We start from the raw sequence: 18,789 nt of genomic DNA on the forward strand, positions 1-18,789 counted from the left end.
CTGCTGGCCCGTCTCGCGCTATGCCGAACAATTGGGACTCTCCACCGAAAGGCTCAACCGGATGGTACGCAATGAGACGGGGCAGAACGCCCAGTCCCTGATCCACACCCGGCTTGCGCGCGAAGCCTGCCGCAGGCTCGTACACGTAGCGGCGCCCGTGTCCAGGTTGGCCTTCGACCTCGGCTTTCAGGATCCCGCCTACTTCTGCCGCTTTTTCAAGCGGCACACGGGCCTCGGGCCGAGGGAATATCGGACTCGGGCGCTGGAGCGTTTGACAGGCTGCTGAAATGCCTCGGCAGCCACACAACAGCCCAACCCAATGCGCGGCCCCGACACATTCACCCCTCACCGCGAAACTGGCCCCCTCCCGGGCCGACCGGGGATGAGCGATAGGATTCGATCCGAGATACCGCCATCTACTGTCAGATTCTGGCCCGTCACATATGCCGCACCCGCGCTCGCGAGCCATGCAACGGAGGCGCCTACGTCCTGCGCCGTGCCAATGCGCCCCAGCGGCACCAACGCCCGGCGTTGATTGAGGCTCGCCTCATCCTGATAGACCGCCTCTGTCAGCGGCGTACGAATCATTCCCGGACACACGGTGTTGACGCGGATCCCGTCGACCGCCCACTCCTGCGCAAGTTGGCGGCACAGCATGATGAGCGCGGCCTTGGACGCCGAGTACGCGCCGTAGCCGGGGTGCGGCAACAAGCCCGACATCGAGGCCACTGCGGTGATGCAGCCACGCGTGCGCATCAGTTGCGGCCGGGCGGCCTGCGACAACAGGAAGGCCGATCGCGTGTTGAGATTGAAGGTCTTGTCCCACTGGGCCAACGGCAGGTCGGCCAGGTTCCCGGGGCCGGAGGCGCCGGCATTGCATACCAGCGACGTCAGGTCCCCTCCCTCGGTCCCGGCCTGCGTGACCAGCGCCGAGCATTGCGCGGGGTCGGTGATGTCCCCGGTCAGCCCGCTGGTCGAAGCCCCAGCGGCGCGAAGCTCTTCGAGCAGGCGATCGAGCTTTTCGCCCCCTTGCGAGGCGGCGGCGCTGATGTGGATCGGCGCGCCATCCTTGCGCGCTTGCTCGATCAGCGCGAAGCAAATACCGCGGCCTATTCCGCCGGTGGCGCCAGTGACGAGGGCATGAATGGGACGCATAGGGGTTGTGGCGGCTCTCAAGAGACCCGTTCGAGGTGGTGCTGGAGAGTGGCCGCAATCCCGCGCGAAAGGCTGGTGCGCTGGCCGCGGGGCAACAGCCTGTCGAGGCCCTCCTCACCGATGCCGGAAGCGATGGTCAGTGGCGGGCCCTTTGCATCGAGTTGGGCTCCAGGTACCTGGCGACGAATCTCGGCCATCACTTCGTCGACGGTGGCTGCTTCACCCAACAGGTTGTACACATTGGCGCCCTTCGCCGGCGTCAGCAGCGCCTGTTCAAAGGCATGCGCCACGTCGTCGACATAGATCAGGCCCGATGCGCCGGTGTAGCCGATGGTGAATGCTTCGCCGCGTGCCGCAGCGCGACAGGCCAGGCTGGGGCCGGCGCTCACGCCGGTTTCCCGTCCCGGTCCGTACACGACGAATGGCCTCAGGCCGACACTTCCGATGCCGTGCTCGCGCCAGTACGCGCGGGCCGATCCTTCCACAGCCAGCTTGAAGGCACCGTAGTGCGTTGCAGGCCATGGATGTTGCGCATCATCCGGACCATAGACACCGGCGGAGCTCGCGTAGACGACCTGCCCGACGCCTTGCGCGCGTGCCGCATCGAACACATTCAGCGAGCCGATCAGGTTGATCTCGGCGCCTCGCACAGGGTTGGCGCTGCAGTCCGGTGTCAGCACGCCGGCCAGGTGAACGACGCCGTCGCACCCGGTCATCGCCTTGTGTACGTGATCGGCCCGGCGAATGTCTCCCACTCGCCAGTCGAGTTGCCGAGCCATGGCGTCTCCGACAATGGCGGCTGCCGTATCGCGCTTGTCCTGAATGTCGAACACGCGCGCCTGGATGCCGCGCGCACTCAGTCGACGCACGATCCAGGCGCCTAGAAAGCCGCTGCCGCCCGTGACCAGCACATTCTTCATTTCCGTTTCTCCGAGGTATGGGTGGGGCGACAAGGCACGGCTTGGGCGCCAGTGATGGCCGCCAGGTCTAGCCCTGGGCCATCTTGCACAGCGGCGACGGTGGCGGAGTGAGCGAGGCTGGGTAGGTATGCTCGATCACCGGCACGATCGCGCCATCGACGAGCTTTGCGCGCGCGACGTAGTTGGGCAACAGGAGCTGGTTGTCGGCAGCGCGCATGGTGACTTTTCCGTAGAGGGTCTCGATCTCTGCGCCGCGCAGCGCTTTGCTGACGTCGGCAGGCTTGACGCTCCCCGACTTCTTGACGCCCTCGAACATCACTTGCATGCCGTTGTAGGCCTGACCTTCGTTGTCGGTGGGGACACGGTTGAACTTGGCCTTCCAAGCCGCAACGAAGGCCTTGCTGTTCGGATTGTCGAGCGTCGCTGTGTAGGCGGTGTTGCCGGGAGTTCCTTCGAGCGCCCTTCCGGTCGCATTGATCATGAAGTTCTGAATCAATGCATGGCCGATCAGCTTGGTCTTCGGGATCAGGCCGAACTCCTCGGCCTGCTTGACGAAAGCGATCGCGTCACGGCCGGTCTCCGCAACCCAGATCGCCTCGACGTTGGCGTCCTTCAGTTGTGCAATGTAGGGCGAAAAATCCTTGGTACCCAGCGGCACGTAGAGGCTCAGCTTGACGCTCTTGCCCGCGGCTTCGGCCGCCTTCTTGAAGGATTCACCCGAATCGCGGCCCCACACGTAGTCGGCGGCGAGTACTGCGAAGCTTTTCTCAGGGAGCCCCTTGGCCCACTCGTTGATCATCGCGATGTCCATCGCGTCTGAATGATTGGTGCGGAAGCTGCGCGGCTTGCAGGTGTCGCCCGTGAGCTTGTCGGACTTGCTGGCCACCACGAAATAGGCAGCATCCCAGCGATCCAGATTCTGGGCGATGGCCAGCGAGATCGACGACGGGATTGCGCCGATCAGCAGGTTGTTGCCATCGCGCGCAAGCTTTTCGGCCACGCGCCGCCCGGCATCGGGCGTACCTTCGTCATCGCCCTCCTGCACCTCGACCTTGCGGCCGTCGACGCCGCCTTTGCTGTTGGCTTCCTCGATGGCGAACTTGACTGCGCGCATCACCTCCTCGCCCTGCTGGGCGAACACGCCCGACTTGGACGATACGAGGCCGACCTTGACTGGTTCCTTGCCCTGTGCAAATGCCGCCAGGGGCAGTACCGCGCCAAGCGCAAGGACGGACGCAGCGCAGAGCTGCAAGAGGGGTTTCTTCTCGACCATGTGAGTCTCCTGATTCAAACGCCGGAGGCGGTCCGGCGGCCGTAACGAAAGAACGGGGCATCGACCGCCGCAGTCTCAGACCATCACGTGCCCTTCGAGGTCGTGCAGGCCTTCACGGCTGTTGTGGACCGGCCCCTGTGCGACGACCGAGCCCTTTGCCATCGCGTAGTAGCGGCTGGCGACGCGCACCACGAGACTCATGTTCTGTTCGATCAGCAGCAGCGCGGTGCCCTGGTCGGCCACCCGGTTGAAGATGACGGCCAATTGGTCGACGATCACCGGAGCCAGGCCTTCGGTCGGCTCATCCAGCAGGATGAGGGAGGGGTTCGCCATCAACGCGCGGCCCACGGCCAGCATCTGCTGCTGGCCGCCGGACAGCGCGGTGCCGGGCGTGTGGGCGCGCTCCTTCAGGATGGGGAAAAGTTTGTAGATCTCCTGCACGGTCCACGGACCCTTGCGGCCGACGGCAGCGCCGAGTTGCAGGTTCTCTTCGACGCTGAGATTGGCCACGATTCGGCGTCCCTGCGGAACCACAACCACGCCCTGCTGGGCCGCCTGGTAGGTTCGCGGCCGCGCCAGCAACTTCCCGCCGACCTGCACCCGCCCGCCGCGCAATGCGGCCAGGCCGAGGATGGTGTTGACCACCGTCGTCTTGCCCATCCCGTTTCGCCCGACCAGGGCCACGCGCTCGCCCGGGTGCACTGCCAGGCTCAGGTCGTGCAGGATGTGGGCCGAGCCGTAGAAGGCGTTGACCTTCGCGAGTTCGAGCAAAGATGTCGTCATGCCGCGCTCCCCAGGTAGGCTTCTCGCACGCGCGGATCGGCGCGCACGGCGGCCGGTTCGCCGCTTGCGATGACGCGGCCGAGCTCGAACACGGTCACGACGTCCGAGATGCCGAACACCACGTCCATGTCGTGCTCGACCAGCAGCACCGAGACGTTCCAGCGCGCGGTCAGCGCCTTGAGATGCCGAGCCAGGTCCAGCGATTCCTTGACCGAGAGTCCAGCCATGGGCTCGTCCAGCAGCAATACGGTCGGCCGGCCGACGAGTGCCAGCCCCAGGTCGAGCCGGCGCTGCTCGCCATAGCCAAGGTCCTCTGCAACGTCGTCGGCGCGAGGCAACAAGTCCAGTTCCTTGAGAACCGCCTCAGCGTCGGCCTGATAGCCCTCCGGGTTCATGCGGTGCGACGCCAGTTCGACTTGCCTACGCACCTTCATCTGACCAAAGATGCTGGTGCGCTGGAAGCTGCGAGAAAGCCCGCGCATGCGCCGCTCCACGACGCCAAGGGCCGTCACATCCTGGCCGCCCAGCATGACCTTGCCGCGCGTCAGCCGGCGTCGGCCGGTGATGGCGTCGATCACGGTGGACTTTCCTGCGCCGTTGGGACCGATCAGCCCCCGGATCTGGCCACGCTCCAAGGTCAGGCCAACGCCATCCACGGCCTTGACTCCGCCGTAGTGGATGGCCACATCTTCGGCCTGCAACACGTAGTCGTTCATGGTTGATTCGTCTCCTGTTGGGCTGTCAGTGCGCCGCAGCCGGCTGCACTGCGGCATCGGCCTTGCGGTGCTTGCCCTTGGTCAGGCGCTCGAAGGCACCGGCGATGCCGGTGGGCGAAAACACGATCACGGTGATCAACGCGACGCCAAAGATTGCCATCCAGTGGTTGGCGTAGTCGCCCAGCACGTCCTTGAAGAGGAAATAGACGATGGCTCCGAGCGGCGGCCCCCACAGCGCCTTGTAGCCGCCCACCACCACCATCATCAACGCGACGCCCGACACGCTCCAATGCAGCGCTTCGGGTGATACGAAGCCGGTGTTCAGCGCCGACAGCAGTCCGGCCAACGCCACCACGGTTGCCGACAGCGCGTACACCGCGGCGCGCGGCAGCAGCGTGCGCACACCGATGAAGCGCGCGCGCTCCTCGTTGTCTCGGACGGCCTCGGTCACGCTGCCGAAGCGGCTGCGCAGCAGAAAGGCGAGCGCCAGCATCAGCAGGACCAGGACCGTCCAGCAGATCAGAAAGAGCACAGCGGGCTTGTGCAGCAGCGACTGCGGAACGCCGAACAAGGTGGCGGGCCAGTTGACGTTCATGCCGTCGGCTCCGCCAGTCAGTCCACGCGAGCGCGAGGCGGTGAGGAAGAACATCTGGCCGATGGCCAGGGTCATCATGCTGAAGGCCACGCCCGGCACCCTCACGATCACGAGCCCGACGACGAAGGCACAGAGCGCCACCATCGCGAGAATGCAAAGGATGGCCAGCTCGGCCGGCATCCAGCCCAATTCCAGCACGATGCCCACTGAGTAGCCGGACACGCCGAAGAACAGCGCGTGGCCAAAGCTGACCATGCCGTTTTGGCGCAGCAGCAGACCCACGCCCAGGGCAAATACGCCGAAGATGACTGCTTGCGTGAGCAGCGACAACACGGTGCCCGAGCCGACCGATGCGGCCACGACGCCACCTGCGGCCAGCGCGCCGGCGGCGCTCATTCCCAATCGAAGATTTGTCATTGCGATGTCTCCAGGTTGTGCGGCTCAGGTACGGCTGCCTGCGAAGCCCGATGGCTTCCAGATCAGCACCGCGACCATGATCACGAAGGGCAACACCGCGGACAGATCAGGCACGTACACGGCGCCGAGCGCCTGCACCATGCCCAGCACCATCGCGGCAATGAAAGCGCCTGCCAACGACCCGAGACCGCCAACAACCACCACGACGAAGGAATCGATGATCACGTCGCTGCTCATCGAGGGCGACAGCGACAGGAAAGGCGCAGCCACCACGCCGGCCAGGCCCGCGAGGGCCGTGCCCAATCCGACCACGCCTGCGCTGAGCACGTCGGTGTTGACGCCCTGCATGGCCGTCGTGGTGGGGTCGGTACTGGCGGCCCGCACGAACAGGCCGATCTTGGACATGCGCAGCCAGGCCGTCAGACCGAGTGCCACCAGCGCGCCGACGCCGATCACTGCCAATCGATAGGCCGGCAGCGGCGTACCCCCGAAATCCAACGAGGTGGCCAGCGCGCTCGGCATGGCCACCGTCAGGTTGCTCTTTCCCCACACCGTCTGGACGAAGTCTTCGATGATCAGCAGCAGGCCGAAGGTCACCAGGACCACGGTGAGAGGGTCGCGATCCTGCAGCAGGCGAAAGCCATAGCGGTCCAGCAACACGCCGAACAGCGCCATGATGGCAGGAGCCGCCACCAGTGCCACCCAGAAATTGCTGTGCAGCGCGATCGAGTAGCCCAGGTACGCGCCCAGCATATAGAGCGAGCCATGGGCGAAGTTCACGACGCGGCGCAGTCCGTAGATGAGCGCCAGGCCGGAACACATCACGACAAGCAATGCGCCGTATACGAGGCCGTTGAAAATGTTGATGGTGAGCATGGGTTCGCCTCCTGGGTGTTTGAGTCAGAGTGCGGGCATCGCACTGTCGGGGGCACCGAAGGCGGACCAGCCTCCGTCCACCGGCAGCACTGCGCCGGTGACGTAACTGGCTTGCGGCGAGGCAAGGAAGGCGATGGCCTCGGCGATCTCGGCCGGTTCGGCCATGCGGCCCAACGGCGTGCGGTGCGCGATGGCGAGGCCATCGATCGCGCGCTCGCGCACCAATCGCGCCACCATCGTGGTGCGCACATAGCCGGGCGCCACGGCGTTGACACGCACGCCCTCGCGCGCCCATTCGCTGGCCAATGCGCGCGTCAGCCCCACGACGCCGGTCTTGGCGGCGCAGTAGGCGTTGCGGCCGGGGATACCACCCAAGCTGGCAATCGAGCCCAAGTTGACGATGGCGCCGCGGTTGCCGCGACCGTCGCGCGGCTGCTCTTGCATGACACGCAGCGTGGCCTGGCTCATCAGGAAGGTGCCGCGCAGATGCACAGCCAGCACCCGATCGAAAGCTTCGATCGATTGTGTGAGGGTCGGACGGGTCTGGTCGCCGATGCCTGCGTTGTTCACGAGTGCATCGATTCGGCCCATGCCCGCCACGACGGCGGCAACGGCAGCGTCCGCGCTGGAGGCATCGGTCACGTCGCAGGCCCGGCCAAGGTGGTCCGGCCCGAGTTCGCCAGCGCGCGCATCGACCGCCTCGGTCTGCAGGTCGAGCAGCGCGACGCGCCAGCCATCGCTGACAAGGCGCTGCGCCGTGGCCCAGCCGATGCCATCGGCGGCCCCGGTGATGACCGCGACGCGTTGCATGGTCGGTGCAGGCAGAGGCTGGTCCGATTCCGGCATCAAATCCGGGCGTTTGGCTTGCATTCTCTTTGTCTCCTGTTCGGTCTCGTGCAGGCCGTTCAACTCGGCGCCGCGATAGGCAATGATGTTTTGCCGAGCCTCGTCGTCAGTCGACGATTGCGGCTAAAAGCAGGACTTTTCGTGCGCGCTCGAATCAGGTTTTCCCTAGGTGAGTGCTGGCACGCGCAACGGCATGCCGTACCGCGAGATAGGCGAATACGAGGCCGGGGCCGAGCGTGATGCCAGGGGCGACATAGACGCCGCCCATGATCGAGTGCATGTCGTTGCCGACCGCGTACAGGCCGGGAATCGGTCGATCGTTCTCGCCCAGCACCTGCGCGTCGGCGTCGGTCGCCAAGCCGGTGGAAGCACCGATGTCGCCCGGGTAGAGCCGTATCGCGTAGTAAGGCGCCTGCTTCAACGGACCGATGTTGGGGTTCTTGCCGCTCCACGCGGCATCACCGATGTTCTGCTGGTAGGCCGTCTCGCCTCGCCGGAAGTCAGGGTCGATGCCCGTTTCGGCGTAGCTGTTGATCTTGGCAACGCTCGCCTTCAGGCCAGCGGCATCGATGCCGAGCTTGGCCGCCAACTCATCGAGCGTCTTGCCCTGCGTGAGGTAGCCATCGGCAAGAAACGGCGCGAGGCCCTTGCCGCCGGGGCGCACCATGCCGATGCCGTACTTTCGCAATGCCTCGGCGTCGCAGACCAGGCAGGCTGGAATCGACGGCGACACTTCGTTTGCCGTCTGCATCGCCAACCCGAACAGGTGGTACGAAGTGCTTTCGTTGACGAAGCGCCGGCCCGCTTGATTCACGGTCAGCATGCCAGGCTTTGCGCGGTCCATCACGAAATGCGGGAACGACGCCATGCTGCCATCTGCGCGCTTGCGCAGCGACACCGGCGCCCAGAATGCGTGCGACAGGCCGCCATTGCCGTAGCGCGCACCGAGCTTGCGCACCAGATCGTGCGCGGCACCCGTGTGGCCTGGCGCGGCCGGGCTCCAGTCCTGCTCGATGCCCGGCAGCAGGGTCTTGCGCAGGTCGGCATGGCGATTGAAGCCCCCGCTGGCCAGAATGACGCCGCCGTCGACGCGCACCCTGCGCCGCTCGCCGTTCCGCACCAGCGTGACGGCGTCGATGGCGCCCTCCCCGTTCGCTGCACGATCGATGTCTTCGATCGATGTGTTCAACGCGAGCGTGACGTTGTCGTGCTGCGCCAGCGAATACAGCAAGCGCCCGATCAACGCATTGCCCATGACCCAGCGCGTGCCGCGCGGATGGGTCAGCCGGTCTTTCGCGTGGCGCGAAATGATCTTGGCCGAATGCTTGAGTGACGCCATCGATTGCGTCATGCCAAGCAGGTGGTTGATGTCGTTGCGATCGACCATCATCCCGCCCAAGACCGTGAACTCGGGGATCGGCGGCCGCACCAAGGACAAGAGCGGGCCGAGCTTGCGGCCATCGAAGGGCAGCGGCTCGAGCGCACGACCGTTGAGGGTTGAACCGCCAAGGTCGGAGATGTAGTCGGGATGCTTCGGGTACGGCCGGTACTTGACTTCGGAATGCATTTCGATCTGCTTGACCGCCTGCGCGCCGTGGTCCAGAAAGGCCTGCCGCATCGACGCCGGCGTGCGCTCGCCGATCGCATTTGTCAGATAGCGTGCGGCGTCCTCCAGCGTGTCCGTCGGATTCACGGAGGCCGCGTGATGCGTGCCGGGCACCCAGGTCGTTGCGGCGGAGCGAGCGGTGGTGCCGCCGACATACTCGGTGCGTTCGACAAGCAGGACCTTCTTGCCGTCGATCGCGGCATAGAGCGCAGCCGCCATGCCGGCGCCGCCGGCGCCGATCACAACGATGTCGTAGCTCGCGCCGTCGTGGATGGCGGCGAGGTCGTTCTGGCAAATCCGCATCTCAGTGCTCCACCACGTGATCGCGTGACCCGCGACGCATGAAACCGGCGCAGCCAAAATCCAGGGATACCGCGGAACCGGCTTTGCCGGGCCGCCGGTATCGCCCCCCTTGAGGGGGCTGAGGTCCGCGGCTCCAAGCCTGCCTGCGCAGGCTTGGACGGACCCGAAGAGCCGCTGCCTCTGGCAGCGACTCGGGGCGCCGCAGGCGCTTCGGGGGGTGTTTCATTTCAGCCTCCAAGGAGGAAGTCGACCATCAGGTCGCTCACCTTCGCGAACATGTCGGCGCCGGTCAGGGTGGGACAGCCCTTGGCGCGTGCCGCGGCAATGAGTGGCGAGATAGCCGGCGCGGTAATGACGCAGCCCACGAATGTGTTGGCGGCAAGCTTGTCCGTGGCCAGCGGCAGTGGATCGGTGTCCTTCATGCCAGCGGGCGTCGCGTTGATCACGATGTCGTAGCCGGCCGGATCGGCCGAGCCCTCGTGGACCGAGCACTTGTCCAGGCCGCCCAGCCGCGCCACCAGCGCGTGGCGGCGCTGCGCGTCTTCGTCGTGAATGGCGAGCGCGCTCACGCCCGCCATCACCAGTGCGTGAGCAATCGCCGAGCCGGCACCGCCCGCGCCGACCAGCAAGGCTTTTTTGCCTTCGGGCGCGCAACCCTTGTCGCGCAGGGCGGCGACGAAACCCAAGCCATCGAACATGTCGCCGTGCCAGCTGCCATTCGCATTGCGGCGCATGGTGTTCGCGGTATGCAGAAATGCGGCCCGCTCCGAGGACGTGGCGCACAGGTCGAAGCATGCGAACTTGTGCGGCACCGTGACGATGATGCCGTCGACGTTCTTTGCCAGCGAGACGCCGGCCAGCCAGGCGGCAAGGTCGGCAGGTGAAACGTGCGCCGGCACGACCATGGCGTTGTGCCCGCGGTCCTGGTAGGCCCGCGTCACGCCGGCCGGTGACTTCACTTGCGCGATCGGGTCTCCGACGATGAAGTGGACGCGTGTGGCGCCGTCGAGAGTCATGGTGATGTTTCCTGTGCGAACGGGATCGTTGGGGCTGATCGTAGATTAAAATGGAATTGTGTTCAAGTATTGAACTGAATTCTTTTTATCGTTAGGATCGCGCCATGCCTTCAGCGCCCCATCGAGAATCCGTCGACCACTGCGACCTGCTCGTGATCGGGTCTGGCGCCGGAGGCCTTTCCGCGGCAGTGACAGCGGCGCACCTCGGGCTCAAGGTGCTGGTGGTGGAGAAGGAGGCGCAGTACGGCGGCACCACCGCCTGGTCTGGCGGCTGGATGTGGATTCCGCGGAATCCGCTGGCGATCGCCGCCGGCATCGACGAAGACATCGGCAAGCCGCTGTCCTACCTGCGCCATGAACTCGGCGCCCGGTTCGACGAGTCGCTCGCCCGCGCTTTCCTGGAGAACGGCCCGCGAATGGTCGAATTCTTCAGTTCGCGCACCGCGCTGCAGTTCATCGACGGCAACGGGGTTCCCGACTTCCACGGCCGGACGGTCGACGCCGCGACCGGCGGCCGCTCGCTCTGCGCCGCTCCCTTCGACGGACGGAGGCTTGGCGACCACATCACACAACTCAAGCCGGCGCTGGAGGAAACGACCTTGTGGGGCATGGGTATTGCATCCGGTGAGTTGCGCCACTTCCTCAACGCGATGCGATCCGCGGCTTCGTTCCGTCATGTGACAAGGCGCGTGCTGAGCCACTGGCGCGATCTGCTGGTGCATCGGCGCGGCATGCGCCTCGTGAATGGCAATGCCCTGGTGGCCGGTCTGGCGGCCTCGGCGTTCGACGCCGGTGTCGAGATCCGCGTCGGAAGCCCGGCGCTTCGGCTGTTGAAGCGCGATGGCCGCGTGGCCGGTGCCTTGATCGCGACGCCAGCAGGCGAAGTCGACATCTGGGCCACCCGCGGCGTGATGCTGGCTTGCGGAGGTTTCCCTCATGATGTGCAGCGCAAGAGGGTGCTGCTTCCGCACGCCCGAGCCGGCCATGCACATTGGTCGGCTGCGTCACGCGGCAATACCGGGGATGGCCTGCGCCTTGGCGAAGCGGCGGGCGGCGTGGTGGCGACTGATCTGGCGCACGCCGCGGCGCTGGCGCCAGTGTCCCTGGTGCCGAGGGCCGATGGCACGGTGACGCACTTCCCTCACCTGATCGAGCGCGCCAAACCCGGGTTGATCGCGGTGACGCGCGCCGGCCGGCGTTTCACGAACGAAGCCGATTCGTACCACGACTTCATGTGCGACCTGCTGGCCGCCACTCCCGCCGGCGATCCCGTCGAAGCCTGGCTGGTCTGCGACCACAGCTTCCTTCGCCGCTTCGGGCTTGGCGCCGTCAAGCCCTCGCCAATGCCGCGCGGGGGCCTGCTTCGCAACGGCTACTTGAAGCGCGGCCGTACGCTCGACGAACTGGCCGGCGTGTGCGGCATCGACGCGCCAAGGCTTCGAGCCACCGTGCTGCGCTACAACGCGCAAGCGACGGACGGCCAGGACGCTGACTTCCGAAAGGGCGAAACGCCCTACAACCGCATCCAGGGCGACGTGACTGCCGGCCATCCCAATCCCTGCATGGCCCCGCTCCTGAAGCCGCCGTTCTACGCCGTCAAGATCTTGCCGGGCAGCCTCGGTACCTTCGCAGGCCTGCGGGTCGACGCCAGCGCGCAAGTTCTGGATGCCCAAGGCATTCCGATCGCTGGGCTCTATGCAGGCGGCAATGACATGAACAGCGTGATGGGGGGGCGCTATCCCAGCGGCGGCATCACGCTCGGCCCAGCCATGACCTTTGGCTTCATCGCCGCGCACCACGCCGCGGCCGCAACGCAGCATCCAGAACCACAGACCGTGCAACCCTCGCGTGGGGAGCACGAGCACGCGAGCATTGATCCCGAACTTTGAGGAACCGCCATGTACTACGAACTCACCACCATGACCCTGCCCATGGGCACTGCCGCACAGGCGGCAGCCAACGCGCAGGCCTTCGCCACGGCGAACCAGGCCCACGGCGAGTTTCTCGCCTGCTGGTCGACTGACATCGGCCCACTCAACCAGATGATCGTCATGCGCGGCTTCGACGACCTGGCCACGCTGCAGCTCGAACGCGATCGCACGCAACGTGACGCAAGCCCGTTCGGCTGCGGTGACATCTTCCAAGGCATGGAACAGCACAGCTACCAGGGCTTCAGCTGGATGAAGCCGGTGCGCCCCACCACCGAATCGGGTATCGGCGGCCCGGTGTATGAGATACGCACTTACGGCATCAAGCCGGGCGGCGTTCAGCCGACCCTGGATCTGTGGCAGCAGTACCTGCCTGCGCGAGAAGAGATTTCGCCCTGCGTGGTGGCGATGGTCGGGCTCGACGGTCCCCTGCGTTTCACCAACATCTGGGCCTACCCGACACTCGACGCGCGCAGCAAGGCACGCGCTGAGGCGGTCGCGCAAGGGATCTGGCCGCCCAAAGGCGGACCTGCGCACCTGACGACGCAAATGACCTCGATCATCGCGTTGCCGACTGTGGTCTCGCCGTTGAAGTAAGTCGGAGAAACGCATCATGTCGCGCGTGCATTCCTTGGCCTACCTCAGCGCCTGCATGCTTTCTCCGCCGCAAGCCGCGCGCCTCGCTGCGCAGCTTGGCTATGAACATGTGGGCCTTCGCCTCCTGCCCAATGCAGCCGGCGCGCAGCAGCAATTCCTGATCGACCGCCCCGAGCAGATGCGCGAAACCGTCTCGGTACTCCGCGATACGGGCGTCGGCGTGTTCGACCTCGAGATCATTCGGATCGGCGAAGGCTTCGAAGCTCGAAGCTTCCTTCCGCTGCTGGAAACCGGCGCGGCACTGTGTGCAAAAGCCGTGCTGGTGGCCGGCGATGACCCGAACCCGGCGCGCCTCGGCGAAGGCTACGCTCGCCTGTGCGAATTGATGCGTCCCTACGGCATGACCGCCGACCTGGAGTTCATGCCCTGGACAGCGGTGCCCAACGTCAAGGCCGCGCTGCGGGTCGTACAGGCCGCAGACAACCCGGCCAACGCCGGCATCCTGGTCGACGCATTGCACTTTGACCGCTCCGACACCACGCTGGAAGACATCCGGGCCATTCCGCGCTCGCTGCTGCACTACGCGCAAATCTGCGACGCGCCGACCCAGGCTCAGCACGGCAGGCCATTCGCCATCGAAGAAATGATCCATACCGCACGCTGCGAGCGCTTGCAGCCCGGCGAGGGCGGCATCGACTTGCAAGGGCTGTTCCAGGCCTTGCCGGCCGACCTGCCCATCAGCGTAGAAGTCGTTCACCTCGAGCGAATGGCCGAAGTGGGACAGACCGAATGGGCGCGGCAATGCCTGGCTCACAGCCGCCCGTTCACCGATCCGAAGAACTGAGCAGCATCCTCCCCGAAACACATCACCCAGAGAGACAAGCAACCATGGACTTCGCCCTCAGCGACGAGCAACGAATGATGATCGACACGGTGCGTCGATTCATCGCCGAAGAACTTCGCCCCCTCGAAGATGAACTGGAGAACCAGGGCCGTCTTGACGACGCCAAGGCTGCAGCCGTCCATCAAAAGTCAAAGGAACTCGGCCTGTATGCGCTGAACATGCCCGCCGAACTGGGCGGAGGCGGCCTCTCCAACCTCGACCGCATCCTGTGCGAGGAGCAATTCGGGCATACCAGCGACTACCTGATTCGTCGAGCCTTTGGCAATGTGTACGAGCCGCTGCTGCACTGCAAGGGCGCGCAGGTGGAGCGATGGCTTCTACCCTCGGTGAAAGGAAAGCGAACCTGCGCCATCGCCATCACGGAATCGGGCGCTGGCTCGGACGCCGCGGGCATCAAGACCCACGCGAAGAAGACCGACAACGGCTGGGTTCTCAACGGCAGCAAGCACTTCATCAGCGATGGCGAATGGAGCGATTTCTTCCTCGTCTCGGCGAAGACCGGCGAGAAGGAGATATCGATGTTCATGGTCGACAAGGGCCTGGCCGGCTTCACCGTCGGCAAGGACCAGAAGATGATGGGCATCCGCGGCACACCGCACCTGGAACTTTTCTTTGACAACGTGGCACTCGAGGACGAGGCGTTGCTCGGCGAAGCCGGTCAAGGTTTCAAGCTCGCCATGGGCGCTCTCAACGTGGTGCGGCTGGCGCAAGTTGGCGCTCGCGCGGTGGGCAAAGCCACGCATGTCTGCGAACTGATGGTGGGCTATGCCAACGATCGCAGGCAATTCAACACCCGCATCGGCGACTTCCAAATGGTTCAGCAGATGATTGCGGACAGCGTGATCGAGATCAACGCCGCGCGGTGGATGGTCTACCACGCCGCCTGGATGCTCGATCAGGGCCTGGATGCACGAGAACAGATCGCCATGGTCAAGGTCCTTGCGGCCGAGACGCTGGGTCGTGTGGTGGATCGAGCGGTTCAGGTCTTCGGCGGCATGGGATTCTGCAAGGAGTTGCCGATCGAACGCTATTACCGCGACGCGCGCATTTATCGAATCTTCGACGGCACCAGCGAGATTCACCGCGGCGTCATCGCCAAGAGCGCGCTGCGCAAGGGTGCGCAGCTGTTCGACGTGAACCGGTGAATGCCATGAACAACGAAAAATTCATGACGGCTGCGCAGGCCGCAGCGCTGATCCGCGACGGCGACACGGTTGGCTTGATGGGCGGCGGCGGAGGCCTGATGGAAGCCACCTGCCTGTTCGAAGCCGTCCAGGCCCGGTACCTTGCCACGCAACATCCGCGACGCCTGACCCTGATCCACGCGCTGGGCATCGGTGACAAGAAGACCAGGGGCATGAACTGCTTTGCGCACGAAGGATTGGTCGCGCGCGTGATCGGCGGACATTGGGTCTGGTCGCCCGCGATGCAGAAGCTCGCGGAAGACGAAAAGATCGAGGCTTACATCCTGCCAGGCGGCGTCTCCAGCCAGCTGATGCGCGAGATCGGCGCCGGCCGCCCCGGCCTGTTCACCCATGTCGGCCTGGGCACCGTGTGCGACCCGCGCCAGGGCGGCGGCAAGATGAATGCATCGGCGAAGGAAGACCTGTCGGAGGTGGTACAGATGGACGGGCGCGAGTACTTGCGCTACAAGCCCTTTCCGATCCACGTCGCACTGGTACGCGCCAGCGCGGCCGACGAAGACGGCAACATCAGCTTCGAGCACGAAGCGGCCAACCTCGATGCCCAATCGCTGGCGCTGGCGGCTCGCAACAGCGGCGGCAAAGTCATCGTGCAGGTCAAGGAGCGGCTGGCGCACGGCGCACTGAAGGCGCGCGAGGTGCGGATCCCAGCCGCCTGGGTCGATGCCATCGTGGTCGATGCCGAGCAGCGAGCCAGCTACGACATACCCTTCGACCCCGCCCTCAGCGGCGAACTGTCCGGCGCCGAACGCCTCGCCAGCGAACGGCGCGACCACGAAGCCGAGAAGGCGGCGGCGGCCGAGGCATTCGGCGAACGCCAGGCCATCGCACGCCGAGCCGCATTGGAGCTGTTCAACACCGGAAAGCTTCGACCGGTCGTGAACTACGGCGTCGGCGTGCCTGATGCCGTGGCCAAACTGATCGCCTCGCGCGGCGAAATGGGCCGCATCTACCAGACGATCGAGCACGGGACCTACGGCGGCACCCTGCTTGACGGCGTGCTCTTCGGCTACGCGCGCAACGCCAGCGCCATGCTCGACGCGGCCACGCAGTTCGATTTCTACGCTGGCGGCGGCCTGGACATCGCCTTCCTGGGCTTCGGAGAGTTCGACGCCCAGGGGAGCGTCAATGCATCGCGGCTGGGCGGATTGACGGTCGGCCCCGGAGGATTCATCGACATCGCGCAGAACGCGCGCAAGCTTGTGTTCTGCGGCACCTTCGCGGCCAAGGGCGTCAAACTGGAAACCGGCGATGGACGGATGCACGTACGCCAACAAGGCAGCGTGCGAAAGGTCATCGCGCAAGTGGAGCAGATCACCTTCAGTGGGCCTCAAGCCCTCCAGCGCGGACAGCAGGTGCTGTTCCTGACCGAGCGCGCCAGCTTTCGGTTGACGCGACAGGGCATCGAGCTGTTTGAGCTTGCGCCGGGCATCGACCTGCAGCGCGACGTGCTTGACCAGATGGGGTTCACGCCGAGGATGGCGAAGGAAGTCGAGATCATGGCCGCGAAGCACTTTCTGGCATCGGAAGCCTAGCTGGGCTGTAACCGCCAGCCCGGGAGATCCACCCGCTTGATCAGCCGCGTTTCCTGAGCGGTGATCAGGTGGCCCGACGCCGCCAGGTAGGCCGGGAAATCCGGGTGCGCGTCGCGGGCCTGGCACCGGCGCTCGTAATCCGCCAGATCGTCATAGCCCCAAAGGTGAACGAACTGATTCTGCGGTCCGACCCATGCGGTGTAGAAGCCGACCGGATGGCCGAGCGTCTCCAGCAGAACCGGCATGGCGAGCCGGTTGAAAACCTCCAGAAACTCGGGCATCTTGCGCAGCGCGATGGTGTAGATGCGGTGATCGACGAGCGGCTTGTTCATCGCGTTCATCAGACAACCTCGACGCTGTGCGCTGAGGTGCGGGCATCCATGCCTGCAGATGTCCGGCCACCGCTCTTGCGCGCTGCTGCCTTGTCGGCAATGTGATTGCCGGTCACGAAACCGAAAGTCATGTTCGGGCCGTGCGTGATGCCGGCCCCGGGGTAGTTTCCGCCCATCACGCTGGCCCGATCGTTGCCGACGGCATACAGCCCTGGAATTGGCGTGCCGTCGCGCTTGAGCACTTCGCCGACCACGCTGGTCTTGATGCCGTCGAAAGTTCCGAGGTCTCCCATGACGAGCTTGACGGCGAAGAAAGGCCCCTTCTCGACCGGCGCCACGCACGGGTTCGGCTTGTTCTCGGGGTCTGCCAGATAGCGGTTGAACGAGGTGGTGCCGCGGCCGAACTCCGGGTCCTCACCCTTGACCGCGCCGACGTTGAACGCGCGCACCGTCGCCTCCAGACCCGCCGGGTCGATGCCGGCGTTTCTCGCGAGTTCGGACAGCGTCGCCCCTCGGATCAGATAACCGCTGCGAAGGTGTTTTCCGATTGGCATGGGCGCAGGCTTGACGAAGCCGATGCCGTACCTGCCGAGCGTCTCCTTGTCACACACCAGCCACATCGCTGTCTCCTTCTGCCCAGCGCAGGCGCGCACCATGGCCGCGCCCACGTCGTGGTAGGAGTTCGATTCATTCGTGAAGCGCTTGCCGTTCTTCAACACACCGATGACGCCCGGCTTGTAGCGGTCCAGCAGGTGCGGGAACACGCCGATTTCGCCTTTGCCATCGTCCACGCGGGAAACCGGCATCCAAGCCGCGCTGTCTGCGAAGCGGATGTCGGCCGTGCCGCCGGCGGCCTCCGCCATCGCGAGGCCGTCGCCGGTGTTGCCGACAGGCGTGGGCGACAGGTGTTCTGCGCCGCGCTGAACATGTGGATAGGCCTTGGCGATGCGTTGGATGTCGCGCGGAAATCCGCCGCAGGCCAGTACCACGCCATGGCGTGCGGTGATCCGGTAGTCGCCCTGCGGGCCTGTCGCGAGCACGCCGACTGTCTTGCCGCCTTCGAGCAGCACCTGCCTTGCGGGTGAACTGGTGCGGATCGGGATGCCCAGATCCAGCGCGGATTTCGCCAGACGTGCCGCCAGCGCATTGCCGCTGGTCACGTTGATGCCGCGACGGTAGAGCAGCAATTCCTTCATGTGCGTTGCGAGTCGCCGGGCGACGTACAGGAAGGAGGTCAGTGACTTCGTCGCCTGGAAGAAGTGTTTCAGGTCGGCGTTCGACGAGTTGAACATCATGCCCATGAAGGTGATCGTCTTCAGCGGGGGCTTCAAGCGCGCCATGTCCTTGCCAAGGCCGCGGATGTCGTAGGGGGCCGCCAGGATCGAGCGACCGATGTCTGCGCCGCCTGCGGCATCGGGGTGGTAGTCGGGATAGAGCGTCGGCACGAACTTCATGTCGGTCTCGCGTTCGAAGAACTCGACCATCCGCGGGCCGAAGTCGAGGAACGCTTCGACCGCGGCTTCGTCGTAGAACGCGCCCGTCTCCTGCATCATGTAGGTTCGCACGGCCTCCCGCGTGTCGGCCGGATTCTGCTCGCGGCCATGCGGGCCCATCGGAATCCACAGCACGCCCCCGGAAAGTGCGGTGGTGCCGCCGAACACCGGCTCCTTCTCCAGCACCACCACATCGAGGCCGCGCTTTCTCGCCGTGATGGCGGTGGCAAGGCCGGCCGCGCCGGAGCCGATCACGATCAGATCGCACTTGAAGTCTTGGGACATTTTCTCG

18 protein-coding genes are annotated in these 18,789 nt (G+C 65.3%); 6 read left to right on the plus strand and 12 right to left on the minus strand.

Annotated features, from left to right (window positions below):
• The coding region (locus AC1DYD_RS15475) for a helix-turn-helix domain-containing protein (RefSeq protein ID WP_478173633.1) at positions 1-286 on the plus strand (286 nt) is incomplete at its 5' end.
• A gap of 59 nt (positions 287-345) precedes the next feature.
• Here the strand turns inward: AC1DYD_RS15475 and AC1DYD_RS15480 are convergent.
• The 10 genes from AC1DYD_RS15480 to AC1DYD_RS15525 form a co-directional block, all read right to left on the minus strand.
• Positions 346-1,155: an SDR family NAD(P)-dependent oxidoreductase gene (locus AC1DYD_RS15480; RefSeq protein ID WP_478173634.1), complete on the minus strand. Its 810-nt coding sequence runs from the start codon at positions 1,153-1,155 to the stop codon at positions 346-348.
• Between the two features lie 17 nt (positions 1,156-1,172).
• Positions 1,173-2,075, minus strand: a complete 903-nt coding sequence (locus tag AC1DYD_RS15485) for an NAD-dependent epimerase/dehydratase family protein (protein ID WP_478173635.1) — start codon at positions 2,073-2,075, stop codon at positions 1,173-1,175.
• Positions 2,076-2,142: 67 nt separating this feature from the next.
• A complete protein-coding gene (locus AC1DYD_RS15490) occupies positions 2,143-3,348 on the minus strand; it encodes an ABC transporter substrate-binding protein (RefSeq protein WP_478173636.1) in 1,206 nt (401 codons plus the stop codon).
• A 75-nt stretch (positions 3,349-3,423) separates the two neighbouring features.
• Positions 3,424-4,131 (minus strand): ABC transporter ATP-binding protein, encoded by a 708-nt coding sequence (locus AC1DYD_RS15495; RefSeq protein ID WP_478173637.1) that lies wholly within the window; start codon positions 4,129-4,131, stop codon positions 3,424-3,426.
• Positions 4,128-4,847: an ABC transporter ATP-binding protein gene (locus AC1DYD_RS15500; RefSeq protein ID WP_478173638.1), complete on the minus strand. Its 720-nt coding sequence runs from the start codon at positions 4,845-4,847 to the stop codon at positions 4,128-4,130. Before AC1DYD_RS15500 ends, AC1DYD_RS15495 begins: the two co-directional genes overlap by 4 nt.
• Before the next feature lie 25 nt (positions 4,848-4,872).
• The gene (locus tag AC1DYD_RS15505) at positions 4,873-5,859 is read right to left on the minus strand and encodes a branched-chain amino acid ABC transporter permease (protein WP_478173639.1); all 987 of its coding nucleotides are present in this window, start codon (positions 5,857-5,859) and stop codon (positions 4,873-4,875) included.
• Between the two features lie 24 nt (positions 5,860-5,883).
• Positions 5,884-6,735: a branched-chain amino acid ABC transporter permease gene (locus tag AC1DYD_RS15510; protein ID WP_478173640.1), complete on the minus strand. Its 852-nt coding sequence runs from the start codon at positions 6,733-6,735 to the stop codon at positions 5,884-5,886.
• A gap of 24 nt (positions 6,736-6,759) precedes the next feature.
• Entirely contained in the window at positions 6,760-7,605 is an 846-nt protein-coding gene (locus AC1DYD_RS15515; RefSeq protein ID WP_478173641.1) for an SDR family NAD(P)-dependent oxidoreductase, read from the minus strand.
• A gap of 130 nt (positions 7,606-7,735) precedes the next feature.
• Entirely contained in the window at positions 7,736-9,490 is a 1,755-nt protein-coding gene (locus tag AC1DYD_RS15520; RefSeq protein ID WP_478173642.1) for an FAD-dependent oxidoreductase, read from the minus strand.
• Positions 9,491-9,717: 227 nt separating this feature from the next.
• Positions 9,718-10,506, minus strand: a complete 789-nt coding sequence (locus AC1DYD_RS15525) for a shikimate dehydrogenase family protein (protein ID WP_478173643.1) — start codon at positions 10,504-10,506, stop codon at positions 9,718-9,720.
• 104 nt (positions 10,507-10,610) lie between these two features.
• Between AC1DYD_RS15525 and AC1DYD_RS15530 the strand changes: the two genes are divergently transcribed.
• The 5 genes from AC1DYD_RS15530 to AC1DYD_RS15550 are packed head-to-tail and all read left to right on the plus strand — an operon-like array spanning position 10,611 to position 16,672.
• Positions 10,611-12,395: an FAD-dependent oxidoreductase gene (locus tag AC1DYD_RS15530; protein WP_478173644.1), complete on the plus strand. Its 1,785-nt coding sequence runs from the start codon at positions 10,611-10,613 to the stop codon at positions 12,393-12,395.
• A gap of 9 nt (positions 12,396-12,404) precedes the next feature.
• Entirely contained in the window at positions 12,405-13,031 is a 627-nt protein-coding gene (locus AC1DYD_RS15535; RefSeq protein ID WP_478173645.1) for an NIPSNAP family protein, read from the plus strand.
• Positions 13,032-13,047: 16 nt separating this feature from the next.
• Positions 13,048-13,875: a sugar phosphate isomerase/epimerase family protein gene (locus AC1DYD_RS15540; RefSeq protein WP_478173646.1), complete on the plus strand. Its 828-nt coding sequence runs from the start codon at positions 13,048-13,050 to the stop codon at positions 13,873-13,875.
• Positions 13,821-15,080 carry an acyl-CoA dehydrogenase family protein gene (locus AC1DYD_RS15545; RefSeq protein WP_478173647.1) on the plus strand — a complete coding sequence of 420 codons (1,260 nt, stop codon included), beginning with the start codon at positions 13,821-13,823 and terminating at the stop codon, positions 15,078-15,080. The genes AC1DYD_RS15540 and AC1DYD_RS15545 overlap by 55 nt, the downstream gene beginning before the upstream one ends.
• 5 nt (positions 15,081-15,085) lie before the next feature.
• Positions 15,086-16,672 carry an acyl CoA:acetate/3-ketoacid CoA transferase gene (locus AC1DYD_RS15550; protein WP_478173648.1) on the plus strand — a complete coding sequence of 529 codons (1,587 nt, stop codon included), beginning with the start codon at positions 15,086-15,088 and terminating at the stop codon, positions 16,670-16,672.
• Here the strand turns inward: AC1DYD_RS15550 and AC1DYD_RS15555 are convergent.
• Both AC1DYD_RS15555 and AC1DYD_RS15560 read right to left on the minus strand, forming a co-directional pair.
• Entirely contained in the window at positions 16,669-17,013 is a 345-nt protein-coding gene (locus AC1DYD_RS15555; RefSeq protein WP_478173649.1) for an NIPSNAP family protein, read from the minus strand. The genes AC1DYD_RS15550 and AC1DYD_RS15555 overlap by 4 nt on opposite strands.
• The gene (locus AC1DYD_RS15560; protein WP_478173650.1) at positions 17,013-18,782 is read right to left on the minus strand and encodes an FAD-dependent oxidoreductase; all 1,770 of its coding nucleotides are present in this window, start codon (positions 18,780-18,782) and stop codon (positions 17,013-17,015) included. The genes AC1DYD_RS15555 and AC1DYD_RS15560 overlap by 1 nt, the downstream gene beginning before the upstream one ends.
• Positions 18,783-18,789 lie beyond the last annotated feature (7 nt).

The sequence above is a fragment of the Variovorax sp. P4_B11 genome (assembly GCF_056402355.1).